This window comes from Streptomyces sp. NBC_00028, from assembly GCF_045041065.1.
Taxonomy (GTDB): Bacteria; Actinomycetota; Actinomycetes; order Streptomycetales; family Streptomycetaceae; genus Streptomyces.
Genome location: NZ_CP108293.1, coordinates 8472245 through 8485661, shown reverse-complemented (window position 1 = coordinate 8485661; position 13417 = coordinate 8472245). Strand labels below are relative to the sequence as shown.

At 70.0% G+C, this 13417-nt stretch carries 15 protein-coding genes; 5 read left to right on the top strand and 10 right to left on the bottom strand.

What is annotated here, in order from left to right; translation table 11 throughout:
* Positions 1-5 precede the first annotated feature (5 nt).
* On the bottom strand, positions 6-1352 hold the full coding sequence (locus OG885_RS38355) for a TIR domain-containing protein (RefSeq protein ID WP_405739928.1): 1347 nt from the start codon (positions 1350-1352) through the stop codon (positions 6-8).
* A 287-nt stretch (positions 1353-1639) separates the two neighbouring features.
* Here OG885_RS38355 and OG885_RS38350 point away from each other — a divergent pair, with 287 nt between their 5' ends.
* Positions 1640-2371 (top strand): lysophospholipid acyltransferase family protein, encoded by a 732-nt coding sequence (locus OG885_RS38350; RefSeq protein WP_405739926.1) that lies wholly within the window; start codon positions 1640-1642, stop codon positions 2369-2371.
* 84 nt (positions 2372-2455) lie between these two features.
* Positions 2456-3472: an NAD-dependent epimerase/dehydratase family protein gene (locus OG885_RS38345; RefSeq protein WP_405743072.1), complete on the top strand. Its 1017-nt coding sequence runs from the start codon at positions 2456-2458 to the stop codon at positions 3470-3472.
* A 37-nt stretch (positions 3473-3509) separates the two neighbouring features.
* On the opposite strand, the gene OG885_RS38340 is transcribed toward OG885_RS38345, so the two are convergent.
* The 8 genes from OG885_RS38340 to OG885_RS38305 form a co-directional block, all read right to left on the bottom strand.
* Complete coding sequence (locus OG885_RS38340) at positions 3510-5111, bottom strand: alpha/beta hydrolase (protein ID WP_405739923.1); 1602 nt, start codon at positions 5109-5111, stop codon at positions 3510-3512.
* Between the two features lie 115 nt (positions 5112-5226).
* The gene (locus OG885_RS38335) at positions 5227-5982 is read right to left on the bottom strand and encodes an urease accessory protein UreD (protein WP_405739920.1); all 756 of its coding nucleotides are present in this window, start codon (positions 5980-5982) and stop codon (positions 5227-5229) included.
* Complete coding sequence (gene ureG, locus OG885_RS38330) at positions 5979-6656, bottom strand: urease accessory protein UreG (protein ID WP_405739917.1); 678 nt, start codon at positions 6654-6656, stop codon at positions 5979-5981. The genes OG885_RS38335 and ureG overlap by 4 nt, the downstream gene beginning before the upstream one ends.
* Before the next feature lie 126 nt (positions 6657-6782).
* Positions 6783-7457: an urease accessory protein UreF gene (locus OG885_RS38325; RefSeq protein ID WP_405739914.1), complete on the bottom strand. Its 675-nt coding sequence runs from the start codon at positions 7455-7457 to the stop codon at positions 6783-6785.
* A 15-nt stretch (positions 7458-7472) separates the two neighbouring features.
* Positions 7473-9194: an urease subunit alpha gene (locus tag OG885_RS38320; RefSeq protein WP_405739911.1), complete on the bottom strand. Its 1722-nt coding sequence runs from the start codon at positions 9192-9194 to the stop codon at positions 7473-7475.
* The gene (locus tag OG885_RS38315; RefSeq protein WP_399960509.1) at positions 9187-9498 is read right to left on the bottom strand and encodes an urease subunit beta; all 312 of its coding nucleotides are present in this window, start codon (positions 9496-9498) and stop codon (positions 9187-9189) included. Before OG885_RS38315 ends, OG885_RS38320 begins: the two co-directional genes overlap by 8 nt.
* Positions 9499-9510: 12 nt before the next feature.
* Positions 9511-9813: an urease subunit gamma gene (locus OG885_RS38310; RefSeq protein ID WP_010355509.1), complete on the bottom strand. Its 303-nt coding sequence runs from the start codon at positions 9811-9813 to the stop codon at positions 9511-9513.
* Positions 9814-9924: 111 nt separating this feature from the next.
* Positions 9925-10587, bottom strand: a complete 663-nt coding sequence (locus OG885_RS38305) for a TetR/AcrR family transcriptional regulator (protein ID WP_405739908.1) — start codon at positions 10585-10587, stop codon at positions 9925-9927.
* 117 nt (positions 10588-10704) lie between these two features.
* Between OG885_RS38305 and OG885_RS38300 the strand changes: the two genes are divergently transcribed.
* Positions 10705-11718 carry an ABC transporter permease gene (locus OG885_RS38300; protein ID WP_405739905.1) on the top strand — a complete coding sequence of 338 codons (1014 nt, stop codon included), beginning with the start codon at positions 10705-10707 and terminating at the stop codon, positions 11716-11718.
* A 117-nt stretch (positions 11719-11835) separates the two neighbouring features.
* Here the strand turns inward: OG885_RS38300 and OG885_RS38295 are convergent, their stop codons facing one another.
* Entirely contained in the window at positions 11836-12123 is a 288-nt protein-coding gene (locus OG885_RS38295; protein ID WP_405739902.1) for a type II toxin-antitoxin system Phd/YefM family antitoxin, read from the bottom strand.
* A 63-nt stretch (positions 12124-12186) separates the two neighbouring features.
* Here OG885_RS38295 and OG885_RS38290 point away from each other — a divergent pair, with 63 nt between their 5' ends.
* Together OG885_RS38290 and OG885_RS38285 are read left to right on the top strand one after the other, a co-directional pair.
* Positions 12187-12822, top strand: coding sequence for an ATP-dependent Clp protease proteolytic subunit (locus OG885_RS38290; protein WP_405739900.1), 636 nt, complete (start codon positions 12187-12189; stop codon positions 12820-12822).
* A gap of 7 nt (positions 12823-12829) precedes the next feature.
* Positions 12830-13138, top strand: a complete 309-nt coding sequence (locus tag OG885_RS38285) for a hypothetical protein (protein WP_399960500.1) — start codon at positions 12830-12832, stop codon at positions 13136-13138.
* Positions 13139-13417 lie beyond the last annotated feature (279 nt).

The following is a 13417-nucleotide window of genomic DNA, read 5'->3' as shown; positions in this document are numbered from 1 at the left end:
AACGGCTATGGCAGATGCTTTCGAGCCATCCCGATGGCACGGGTGAAGTCACCGGCCCGGAGCCAGTCGTCCCCCCGCTGGTCCACCTCGAGTCCGGTGTAGCTCAGCCGTTTGGCGAGCTCGTGCCGTGACGCGGCCGTTCCGTCGAGACGGATGACGAGCCGGCCCGCGACATCCGAGAAGGACTTCACTCGCCCCACCTCCACGAGGACGGTCCTGCGGCGGGCGAGAGCGTCGGCGATGCCCGCTTCGTAGATGACGTTGGCCCTCGCCTGGCCCGACTCCTTGATCTCGTGCATCGCCTCGTCCTTGCCAGCGAGGTCAGGGCGGATGCGCACCAAGTCGTCGGGGGTCGCCAGGATGACCACAGCCTGAGCCAGACGCAGGCCGGCGAGCACCACATCACCGACGTACGGGGAGGCCTCACCGGTAGCCCGCACCGCGTTCTCCCACTCGATCACCTTCAGCCCCAGTGCCCGGAGCAGGTCGCGCAGTGCGCCGGCCGCCGCGTCGTCGCGGCCGTGCACCAGGAAGACACCGTGTCGGTCCTCTGGCCGCGCCGCTCCGGCCACTTCTGCCAGCGGCCGCCGTGAGACGGAGAGAATCGATTCCCCCGCATGCTGCTCCGCCATGTCAGTCTCCTTCTCCTCGCCGTCCTCCGCCATGTCCACGACCATGCGCGGCCCAGTGTTCTCAAGCCAGTCCAGCACGTACGGAACAATCACTTGATCCCGGAGGGAAGGTCCGATCCGGGACATCAACGTCTCGAGCCGGGTGCTGAACTGCGACAGACCGCCCAACTGTCGAACGAGGTCAATCTCCACCCGCTTGCGAAGGGTTGCCGCGTCAGCCACCTTCTGACGGAATTGCTGCCCTTCCTCCAATTGTCGTGCATATTCCAGCCGCCGGAGCTCACCAGGTGACTTCCGTCGAAGTACTCCGTCGGCGAACCGCCCCCACCCCGACCTTTTTGTTTCATGGTCGCCATACTTCTCATCGAACTCGGCGATTTTCATTCGCCGATGAAACTCGTCCGTATCCCGTTGAATCCGGCGCGCCTCGGCAAATGCTTCCTCTTCACGTCGGATCAGGCGTTGATAATCTCCGTAGGGCACCGCCATGAGCTGACGCACAAGATCCTGAACGGATGTGACGGCATCGATCGTCGGAACCTCTCGACCGTCCACGATCGCCGACAGAATCCCGCCGGACGCCAGCATGTCGAAGCGCAGCGACTGTGCCAGAGCCTCTCTGTCAGTGACCCTGCCTGCCGCCAGTCGGTCGATGCCCGCCCGGATGTCGTCCTGCCGGAGGACTTCTTCCAGAAGAATCTCGAACGGTTGAACCGCCATTAGCAGCTCCCTGCCACACCCGCTTCCCAACGCCTCATGATGCAGCACCGGTTGAGATCCCGTCAGGTCATCGCTCCTACGGCTTCCCACCCACGCCGATTCGGCCAGGATCTCCAACCCGGTTGATACTTACTAGCCAGTAGCGCAAAGCTGTTTCCGCGGCCTTCCCCACCCGCGCCCCGTTCCGCGCGCTCCCGCATGCACTTACACTGGCACCCCCACGTCACGCCGGTTGACCTGCTGGAACGCGGCGGTTGAGCCGAATTGCCGGAGTGAGGAGCGTCCCCTTGTTCTACTACCTGCTCAAGTACGTGTTGCTGGGACCACTGTTGAGACTGGTCTTCCGGCCTCGGATCGAGGGTCTTGAGCATGTGCCGGCGACTGGTGCGGCCATCGTCGCCGGGAATCATCTGTCCTTCTCGGACCACTTCCTGATGCCGGCGATCCTCAAGCGGCGCATCACGTTCCTGGCGAAGAAGGAGTACTTCACGGGGCCGGGTGTGAAGGGTCGGCTCACGGCGTTCTTCTTCCGCAGCGCCGGGCAGATCCCCGTCGACCGTACCGGCAAGGAGGCGGGGCAGGCCGCGATCCGTGAGGGGCTCGGGGTGCTCGCCAAGGACGAGCTGCTGGGGATCTATCCGGAGGGCACGCGGTCGCACGACGGGCGGCTCTACAAGGGCAAGGTCGGCGTCGCGGTGATGGCGCTGAAGGCCGGGGTGCCCGTCATTCCCTGCGCGATGATCGGCACCTTCGAGGCGCAGCCGCCCGGGAAGGTCATTCCCAACATCCACCCCGTCGTCATCCGCTTCGGCGAGCCCCTCGACTTCTCCCGCTACGAAGGCATGGAGAACGAGAAGGCGATCCTGCGCGCCATCACCGACGAGATCATCTACGCCATCCTCAACCTCTCGGGGCAGGAGTACGTCGACGAGTACGCGGCCGTCGCCAAGGCGCAGGAGGCCGAGGCCAAGGCCAAGGCGGAGAAGGAGCGGCGGTTCCCGCGCATGCCGCTGGGGTGAGTCCGGCACCGGCTCTGCTCTCGGCAGAGATCCTCACGCGGGTCGGCCCGGCCGTCGTAGCGTCGCCGTATGACACGACGTGCTGTGGTGATCGGGGCGGCCGGGCAGATCGGCCGGGTGGCGGTGGGTGCGCTGGCGCGGGGCGGGTGGGAGGTCACCGCCCTGTCGCGGGGTGGCGGCCGTGACGACGGCTGGCCCGAGGGGGTGCGGGTCGTGCGGGGCGACCGGGAGGACGACGCCGTGCTCGCCGGTACGGTCGGGGACGGTTGTGATGTGGTCGTGGACGTGGTCGCCTACGGAGGCGGCCACGCACGGCAGTTGGTCTCCCTCGCCGATCGGATCGGGTCCGCCGTCGTCATCTCCAGTGTGTCGGTGTACGAGGACGACAAGGGGCGGAACTTCGACACGCAGGCAGAGCCGGACGGATTTCCCGAGTACCCCGTGCCGATGACCGAGCGGCAGCGTACGGTCCAGGCCGGCGACACCTCGTACAGCACGCGCAAGGTCGTCCTCGAACGTGAACTGCTGGCCGCCGGTGAGCGGTTGCCGACGACGCTGTTGCGGGCCGGGGCCGTGCATGGGGCGTACTGCCGGACGCCGCGCGAGCTGTACTTCGTCAAGCGCAACCTCGACGGGCGGACCCGGCGGGTCCTCGCGTACGGCGGGGAGAGCCGGTTCCATCCCGCGAGTGTGCACAACATCGCCGAGTTGATCCGGCTGGCCGCCGGCCGGCCGGGCAGCCGTGTCCTCAACGCGGTCGACCCGGACACGCCCACGGTGGCGGAGATCGCGCGAGCCGTCGACGCCGTGATGGGCGTCGAGGGGCGGGAGGACGTGCTCGTGGACGGGCCGCCGCCCGCGCCCACCGTCGGGGACACTCCGTGGTCCGTCCCCGTGCCCGTCGTGTGCGACATGTCCGCCGCCGAGAGGGAGTTGGGGTATCGGGCGGTCGTCCGGTACGCGGAAGGGCTGGCCGAGACCATCGCCTCGATCGAGGCGCAACTGGCCGGGCGGGACTGGCGGGAGGCGTACCCGAAGATGCTCCAGGCCTACGGCGACCTCTTCGACTACGCGGCCGAGGACGCCTGGCTGACGGCATGACGAAGGGGCGGCCCGACTGCGGGCCGCCCCTTCGGTGTTACGGCTTCGGCGTGGCGTGCGGACCGCACGTCACGTCGGCGGCGTCCAGCTTGCCGCTGAGCAGATAGGCGTCCACCCGCTCGTTGATGCACGGGTTGACCAGGCTGGTCACACCGTGCGAGCCCGCGTCCTTCTCGGTGATCAGACGGGAGCCCTTGAACCGCTTGTGCAGTTCGACCGCGCCCTCGTACGGGGTGGCGGCGTCCCGCTCGGACTGGACGATCAGCACACCGGGCAGGCCCTTGCCCGTCTTCACGTCCACCGGGGTCTGCTGCTTGACCGGCCAGGTCGCGCACGGCAGGTTCATCCAGGCGTTGGCCCAGGTCAGGAAGGGGTAGTCCTTGTGGAGCCGGGTGTTGTCCCGGTCCCACTTCTTCCAGCTGGTGGGCCACTTGGCGTCGGTGCACTCGACGGCCGTGTAGACGGCGTTGCCGTTCTCCGAGGAGATGTTGCCCGCGATGTCGGTCATGTCGGGGGCTGCCGCGTCGACGACCGCCTGGGTGTCACCGGCGAAGTACTTGCTGAGCACGGTCGCCGTGGAGACCCACGCGGAGTCGTAGTACGGGGCGCTCTGGAAGAAGCCGATCAGCTCGGCCGGACCGACCACGCCACCGATGGGGTTCTTCTTCGCGGTGGCCCTCAACTCCAGGTACTTCGCCTGGACTTCGGCGCGGGTGGTACCGAGGTGGAAGGCGGCGTCGTTGGCGGCGACCCAGTCCTGCCAGTCGTTCCAGCGCTTCTCGAAGGCGACGTCCTGGTCGAGGTTGGCCTCGTACCAGATCTTCTCCCGCGACGGGTTGACGACACTGTCGACGACCATCCGGCGGACATGGCCCGGGAAGAGCGTGCCGTAGACGGCGCCGAAGTAGGTGCCGTAGGAGACGCCGAGGAAGTTGAGCTTCTTCTCGCCGAGCGCGGCCCGGATGACGTCCAGGTCACGTGCGCTGTTCGGCGTGGTCATGTGCGGCAGCATCTCGCCGCTGCGCTTGTAGCAGCCCTCGGCGTACTCGCGGGCCAGCTTGCGCTGGGCGAGCTTGTCGGCCTCGGAGTCCGGCACTGGGTCCATCTTGGGCGCCTTCACGAACTCCTGCGGGTCGATGCAGGAGATGGGCGCGGAGTGGCCCACGCCCCGCGGGTCGAAGCCCACGAAGTCGTACGCCTTCGAGGTGTTGACCCACACCGGCGCCTTGGTCGTGACACGGCGCGGGAAGCGCAGGCCCGAGCCGCCCGGACCGCCGGGGTTGTAGACGAGCGCGCCCTGGCGCTCGGCGGGGGTCCCGGTGTTGCCGATACGGTCGACGGCGATCTTGATCTGCTTGCCGTTGGGCTTGGCGTAGTCGAGCGGCACGGTGACCCAGCCGCACTGGATGGGCTTCTCCAGCCCCCAGTCGGCGGGACAGTCCTGCCAGTTGATGCCGGCCTTCTCGGCCCGGGCGGCGGCGATGGCGGTGCCGCGGGCCTCACGGTCCTGGCCGTGCCGTGCGCCCGCGCTCGCGTTCGCGGTGGGCGCCGCCACGGCCCCGGCTATCAGGGTCGCCGTGACGAGCACTCCGGCGGAGCCGAACGCCGTGGCCCGCCTTGTCGGTCTGTGGTGCTTCAAGTGCGACCTCCCCGTACGTCATTGATGAGTACGGGGATCCTCTCGGCTGTGGGTTCCCTGAGAACAGGGGTGGTGACCCTTCTTTGCCAATCCGATAAACGGAGAGGCCCGTTCGCTAGCCGAGCGAGGCCAGGGCCTCGTCCAGCAACCTTCTCAGCCGCAGCGCGTCCGGCGCCATGGCGCTCACGAGCGCGGCGGGTCCGGCGAGCGGCATGACCACGGCGCCGTCGCCAAGCACCCGAGCGACCACCGGTTCCGCGGCGAACTCCGGCCGTACGACGACGAGTTGCCCTACGGCACGATGTCCCGCCAGCACGGCCGGACCGTCCCACCCGCCCGGCGCTCCTGGCCCGCAGGCCAGCTCCTGGTCGAGGACGGTACGCCCGCCGACCCGCAGCACCAGCCGGCTGGTCAGCCGTCCCGGCTCCTCGGCGGCCCGTCCCAGCACCTGCTCCTCGCGCAGCACGAGCCGACCGTACGCACCGATGTCGACGCGTGTCGAGACGTACAGCTCACTGCCGTTCGCCGAGATCAACTGTTCCGGCAGCCACCGCAGTTCGGCACCGTCGGCGACGGTGAGCCGGACGTCGTACCGCGCCTCCGCCTTGGTCTGGCCCGGCAGGGCGATGGTGGCGGCGGCCGACCCGACGTGCAGCCGGGCCCCCTCCGCCGCCTCAGCCTCGACGGTGAAGTGGTCGCCGCCGAGCGGCCCGCTCATCGCGCCGACGAGCATGACCCGCGTCTCGGCACCGCTCCCCCGCGTCCGACGCAGCGCCAGCGGGCCGTCACCCTCCAGCACGGGGAGCGAGGTGCCGCCGCGCCCGTCGCCGCGGGCGAGGATCCGCGCGGTCGCCTTGACCCCGCCGCTCATGCCGTCCACGCGGCGAGCTGCGCCCGCACCCACGCGGCGACGTCGGCCACTCCGGCCTCGCTCCGCAACGACTGGAACACGACCGGCAGTTCGGCCCGCTGCGCCTTGGCGTCGGCGGCCATCCGCGCGAGGTCGGAGCCGACGTACGGGGCGAGGTCGGTCTTGTTGACGATGAGGAGGTCCGCGGTGGTGACGCCGGGACCGCCCTTGCGCGGGATGTCATCGCCACCGGCGACATCGATCACGAAGATCTGGGCGTCGACGAGCCCTTTGGAGAAGGTCGCGGTGAGGTTGTCGCCGCCGCTCTCGACGAGCACGAGATCCAGTGGACCGACCTCGTCCTCCAGGTCCTCGACGGCTTCGAGGTTGGCGGAGATGTCGTCCCGGATCGCGGTGTGCGGGCAGGCCCCCGTCTCCACGGCGGTGATCCGCTCGGGCGGTAGCACGGCCTCGCGCAGCAGGAACTCGGCGTCCTCGCGGGTGTAGATGTCGTTGGTGACGACGGCGAGGGACAGTTCGTCGCGCAGGGCGCGGCAGAGTGCGGCGACGGTGGCGGTCTTGCCGGAGCCTACGGGGCCGCCGAGGCCGATGCGGAGGGCTCTGCGGGAGCCGTCGGGTCGGCGGGCGTCAGCGCTGATGGCGGAGGGGGCGTTGTGGTCGTGGTCGAGGTGCATGTGCGGCTCCGGATGGGTTTCTCGTTGTCGGGTGCGGGTGCGTGGGGGCTGGGCGCGCCCACGCGGCGGAGCCGCAAATCGATTGCAGCCCCGCGCCCCTAAAGAAGGTCGGTGACCTGGGCCTTCCTATGAAGCGAACAGCCTCACTGGCCACGCCGCGTGCAGTTCCGCGCCGATCTCCAGCAGCGGCGCCGAGGCTGACGGCAGCGCGTCGACTCCGTGATCTACGACCCTCCCGGCTGCTTCGACCGCCTGGTCCGCCACGCGATCCAGCTCCGGCGCCAGCCGAGCCAACACCGCTGTCGCGTCGAACGGATCAAGGCTCAACAACCGGACCGTCGCCGAAGCCGGGCCACTCACACTCTCGTACGCCGCGCAGTACGCGGCGTCGATGGCGTCGAGCCCGGCCGCCCTGGCCGTGACCCCCAACACCACTGGCTGGTGGGCGCCCTTGGGGAACTCCCGTGCGAGCGCATCGAGTTCCGCAGAGGGCCAGGTCGCCCGCGCCGCCCGCATCAGCTGGCGCCCCAGCTTTCGCGCGGCGATCCGCAACGCGGGCGACGGCGTTCGGGCATCCGCCGCCTCGTCCAACTCCACCGGATTCACACCGAGTACGGCGGCCGCGGCCAGCGAAGCCGATACCAGCCCCGCCGTGTGCAGCCGCCCCCGGCAGAACTCCTCCAGGCTCGACGCCCCGGTGATCCGCCCGGACTTGACGGCCGCCTCCGCCCCGCCGGAGTGCGCATGGCCCCCAGCGGGGAAGCGGCCGTCGGCCAGGACCAGAAGTGTTGCCCTAGACATCGGTACCTCGCCCCATCAGAACAGGAAGTAACGCTGGGCCAGCGGTAGTTCGGCCGCCGGAGTCGCCTCGACCAGCTCCCCGTCGATGTGCACCGCGAAGCTGTCGGGATCGACCTGCACCCGGGGACGCGCGTCGTTCTCCCGCATGTCCGCCTTGGTCACCCCGCGCGTCGAGTCGATGGCGACGAACCGCTTGCCCAACTGGAGCCGCTCCGGCAGTCCGTCCTCGATCGCCAGCGGTGCCACGAAGTTGAACGAGTTGTTCGCCGGCGCCCGGCCGATCGCGCCGTACATCGGACGCGGCAGGATGGGCTGCGGGGTCGGGATCGACGCGTTGGCGTCGCCCATCTGCGCGTAGGCGATCTGTCCGCCCTTGACCACGAGATGCGGCTTGACGCCGAAGAACGCGGGCTCCCACAGCACGAGGTCGGCGAGCTTGCCGGTCTCCACCGAGCCGACCTCCCGCGCGAGGCCCTGCGCGATCGCCGGGTTGATCGTGTACTTGGCGACGTACCGCCGCACCCGCTGGTTGTCGGCCCGGCCGTCCCCCGGCAGCGCGCCCCGCTTCCGCTTCATCACATGCGCGGTCTGCCAGGTCCGCATGATGACCTCGCCGACCCGTCCCATGGCCTGGGCGTCGGAGGAGATGATCGAGATCGCGCCGAGGTCGTGGAGGATGTCCTCCGCGCCGATCGTCGTCGGCCGGATCCGGGACTCGGCGAAGGCGAGGTCCTCCGGCACCGCCGGGTTGAGGTGGTGGCAGACCATCAGCATGTCGAGGTGTTCCTCGGCGGTGTTGACGGTGAAGGGCCGGGTCGGGTTGGTCGAGCTGGGCAGCACGTGCGGCTCGGAGACCACGGTCATGATGTCCGGCGCGTGTCCGCCGCCCGCGCCCTCGGTGTGGTACGCGTGGATCCCGCGTCCGGCGATCGCGGCGAGGGTGTCACCGACGAACCCGGCCTCGTTCAACGTGTCGGTGTGGATGGCGACCTGGACGCCGGTCTGCTCCGCCACCGTCAGCGAGGCGTCGATGACCGCGGGCGTCGAGCCCCAGTCCTCGTGGAGCTTCAACCCCAGTGCCCCGCCCCGGATCTGGGACAGCATCGCCTCGTGCGAGACGGTGTTGCCCTTGCCGAGGAAGCCGATGTTGAGCGGGTACTGCTCCATCGCCTCCAGCATCCGGGCGAGGTGCCACGGACCGGGCGTCACGGTCGTGGCCTTGGAGCCCTCGGCCGGACCGGTACCGCCGCCGACCAGTGTCGTCACGCCCGCGGCGAGCGCCTCGTCGGCGATCTGCGGGCAGATGAAGTGGACGTGCGCGTCGACCGCGCCGGCCGTCAGGATGCGTCCGTTGCCCGCGATGATCTCGGTCTCGGGACCGAGGACCAGGTCGGGGTGGACGCCGTCCATGGTGTCGGGGTTGCCGGCCTTGCCGATGGCGGTGATCCGGCCGTCGCGGATACCGACGTCGGCCTTGACGATCCCCCAGTGGTCGATGATCACCGCGCCGGTGATGACGGTGTCCGGGGTGCCGTCTGCGCGCGTAGCGCGTGCCTGGCCCATGGACTCACGGATCACCTTGCCGCCGCCGAACACGGCCTCGTCACCGGCGAGTCCGGGGCCGCCGGAACGGTCCTCCTCGATCTCGACGATCAGGTCGGTGTCGGCGAGCCGGATGCGGTCACCGGTCGTGGGGCCGAACAGGTCGGCGTACGCGGCACGCGAGATCTCAGGCATCGAGGGCACCTCCGGTCTCCCCGCGCAGTCCGGGCACGATCCGGGCGCCGGCCAGCGGGACGAGTTCGACGTCGACGGGAATGCCGGGCTCGAATCGCACGGCGGTGCCGGCGGCGACGTTCAGCCGCTTGCCGCGCGCTGCCGCGCGGTCGAAGTCCAGGCCGGGATTGGCCTCGGCGAAGTGGTAGTGGGAGCCGACCTGGACGGGCCGGTCGGCGGCGTTGAGGACGGTCAGACGGGTGACCTCACGGCCCTCGTTGTAGACGATCGGGTCCTCGGCGAAGAGGATCTCTCCGGGAATCACGGCGGCCCCCCGTCAGACGATCGGGTCGTGGACGGTGACGAGCTTGGTGCCGTCCGGGAAGGTGGCCTCGACCTGGACGTCGTGGATCATCTCGGGGATGCCCTCCATGACGTCGTCGCGAGTGAGCAGCTTGCGTCCGGAGGCCATGAGTTCGGCGACCGTACGGCCGTCACGCGCGCCTTCGAGGATGTGCGACGTGATGAGGGCGACGGCCTCGGGGTGGTTCAGCTTGAGCCCGCGGGCCCGGCGCTTCTCGGCGACGTCGGCCGCCACATGGATCAGCAGCCTCTCTTGCTCGTGCGGGGTCAGTTGCACGTCCCACCTCACAGTCCTCGCTCCGGACCGTGCGGGGTCCGGTTGCCTCAGCCGCCGGGCAAAGTCCCTGGTGGCGTGCCGGAAGGCTAGTTGGACCGGGTTTCAGGCAAGTTAACCGAGCTGTGATCCACCGGTCGTGTCGCCGCGGTCGCCATCCGGTACGTCCCGCACGCTCATCAACGCCCGCAGTCCGTCCCGGAGGATGTCGCTCGGGGCCGGTCCGAAGAGCGCCTGCTGGGCGATGAAGCCCATCGCCGCGGCCATCATCGTGCGGGCCACGTCGTCCGGGGGTACGTCCGAGCGCATCATCCCGGCGTCCTGGTAGGCCTCGACGATCCGCCCCCAGGCCGCGCGCACGGCGCCGTAGCCGTCCCGCAGTACGGCCGCGAGCTGGTCGTTGCGGAGGGTCTCCGCCCACACCTGGACGACCAGTCGCGGGAACGCGGGCCGCCCGTCCACGGTCACCGACTCCTTGGTGGCGAGGACGCGGCCGAGCACGGACGCCACCAGGAGGTCGGGCGGCGGGGGCGGGCTGCTGTGGGCCGCCTCCTCGAAACCGTCACGGACCTGGCCGAGCACCTCCTCGACGATCGCGGCGATGAGCTCGTCCTTGCCGCTGAAGTAGCGGTACACGGCCCCGGCCGACAGATCGACCTCCTTCAGCACGTCCTGCATCGACGTGGCGTGGAAGCCGCCCCGCGCGAAGCAGACCGCGGCGCCGTCGAGGATCTGCCGACGGCGGGCGTCCAGGTGTTCTTGGGATACACGAGCCATGGTCACCAATCTAAAACGAACGTTCCTTCTTGACAAGGTCGACCGTCGGCGAGACCGTGGGGAGGAAATAAAACGAACGATCATTCTCTTTGAGAGTCCAGTACGGGAGGGACCCCCATGTCCACCGCCTCCGCTACGGCGCCCACCGACGGCCCCCGCCGACTGATCGCGGTCATCGTCCTCGTGCCGTTGATCGCGGCGCTCGCCCTGTGGGCCTTCGCCTGGCCCGCCGCCCGCACCGCACCGCGCGACCTGCCGCTCGGGGTGGCCGACCCCGCCTCCGCCACCGCCCAGGTGGAGGAACAACTGGCCGCGCACAAGGGCGCGTTCGAGATCCACCACTACGCGGACGAGGCCGCCGCCCGGGAGGCGATCGAGGACCGGACCGTCTACGGGGCGGTCGTCGTCACCGCCGAGGGGCCCGAGCTGCTGACCGCGTCGGCCGCGAGCCCGGTGGTGGCGCAACTGCTCCAGCAGGCCGTGGCGGCACCGGCGGCGGCCGAGGGCGCCCAGGTCAGGACGGTCGACGTGGTGGCGGCGCCCGTGAAGGACCCGCGGGGCGCGGCCCTGAACGCGAGCGTGCTGCCGCTGGCCCTGGCGGGGATCGCCGCGGGCGCGGTGGTGACGTTGAGCGGGCTGCGCGGGACACGTGCCGTGGTCGGCCTGGTGGGCGCCTCGGCCCTGGTGGGCGCGGCCGCCGCCGGGATCGCGCACAGCTGGCTCGGTGTGGTGACCGGCGACTGGTGGGCGGAGGCCGGGGTGTTCGGGCTGGCGGCGCTGGCCGTGAGCGGTGCCGTCGCGGGTCTCGCCGCCCTTCTGGGCACCGCCGGGATCGGGATCGCCTCCGGCGTGATCATGCTGCTCGGCAACCCGTTCTCGGGAGCCGCCTCGGCACCTCAGATGCTCCCCGCGCCGGCCGGCGTGATCGGCCAGTGGCTGCCGCCGGGCGCGAGCGCGACCCTGCTGCGGTCGGTGGCGTACTTCGACGGCGCGGCGGCGGCCGGACCCGTCCTGACCCTGACCTGGTGGGCCGCGCTGGGCCTGGGCGCCGTGCTGCTGGGCAACGCGCTCAGGACGCGCAGGAAGAGCGTCGCGCCCACGGTGGAACGGGAGTTGGTTCCGACCGGCTGACCCGGGGCACCCTGGAACGGACCGCGCACCTCCGCTGTAGCGGACGGGGGTGTGCGGTCCTTTTGCGCCGCCCCCTCGCCCTGCGCCGCCCCCTCGCCCTACGAAGCGCCGGGTGCCCTACGAAGCGCCGGTGCCTTGATGATGGGCCGCGATGCCGAACCGCTGTGGCTCACGCGGCGTCGAGGCGATCTCGCGCACCGTCGACACCGCGCTGATCACCTGCTCCTCGGCGGGCTCGGGGAGGTCCTGGAGCGCCTCCAGCCGTTCGAGGTCGGCGGCGGAGACCAGGGCGACCAACGGCTTGCCGTGCCGCGTGACGACGACGCGCTCACCGCCGTACACCACTCGGTTGATCAGGTCGGCGAGCTCAGCCCTGGCTTGCGTCACCGGAATCTCGTAGGCCATACCCCCATCATAACGTCACGTACGTCCTGTACATTTTTTACAGACGCAGAAGGAGGGGGACCCATGACCCGACCTACAGCCCGCCACGTACTGCCTGAGTTCACCGAGCGCACGAGCTTCGGCAGCAAGACGATGGACCCGTACTCGAAGCTGCTGGAGGAGCGGATCGTCTTCCTCGGCACGCAGATCGACGCCACCTCGGCCAACGACGTGATGGCGCAGCTCATGCACCTCGAGTACCAGAACCCCGACCGGGACATCTCGCTGTACATCAACTCCCCCGGCGGCTCCTTCAGTGCCATGTCGGCGATCTACGACACGATGCGGTACGTCTCCTGCGACGTGGAGACGATCTGCCTGGGACAGGCCGGGTCGTCCGCGGCCGTGCTGCTGGCGGCAGGGACCCCGGGCAAGCGGTCCGCGCTGCCGGGTGCGCGGATGGTGCTCCACCAGCCCTCCCTGTCCGAGCCGGTGGCGGGGCAGGCCAGCGATCTGGCCATCCAGGCCGAGGAGTTGGGGCGCGTCCGCGACCGGCTGGAGGAGATGCTCGTACGCCACACCGGGCGGACGCGGGAGCAAGTCACCGAGGACATCGAGCGGGACAAGATCCTCACCGCCCAAGAGGCCCTGGAATACGGCCTGGTGGACCGGATCGTCCCCGGCCGCCGGGCGTCGCGCCCCTCGTCCGACGCCCGGTGAGCGGGCGATGCTGCCGCCCGAACTGCCTCCACTGCCCGCGCTGACCCGCGCCGAGGGCGAGTTGATCGACCGTTATCTGGACGTGGTCGATCTGCTGGGCCGGATCAACCCCGCGCACCCCGGTGACACCTACCGCGGGCTGCGGGCCGCCCAGGCGTTGGTCGCCAAGGCGGCCGAGCTGCGCGACGCGCTGGCGACGATGCACCAGCGGGGCGAGGCCGAGCTGCACGCGGCGACCCTGACCCGGGCGCTGCGCGTCCTGGACGGTGAGCGACGCACGGCGCGGGTCATGGTGCCGCCGCACTCCGACAGTTGACGCACCGGCACCCGGTCCGGGCCGGGTGCCGCGACACGAGGCGTCCGGACCGGCCTTCAAACGGACCAAAAGACGTACCCCCATATGGCGTAGCCAGCAGTAGTTTTGCGGGCCCGTCAGGCTTGCGCAACGCGCGTAGCCCAGGGCCGGAATGAGGTGTTCCGTCGCTGGTCCGGGGCTCCTCGGACCCCTCGACGGTCGCTCGAACAGAGGAGTGTCCACCCGAACGGGTGAGTGGTGAGTAACAACACAAATCCCCGATTCCATTGGGTTTTTCGG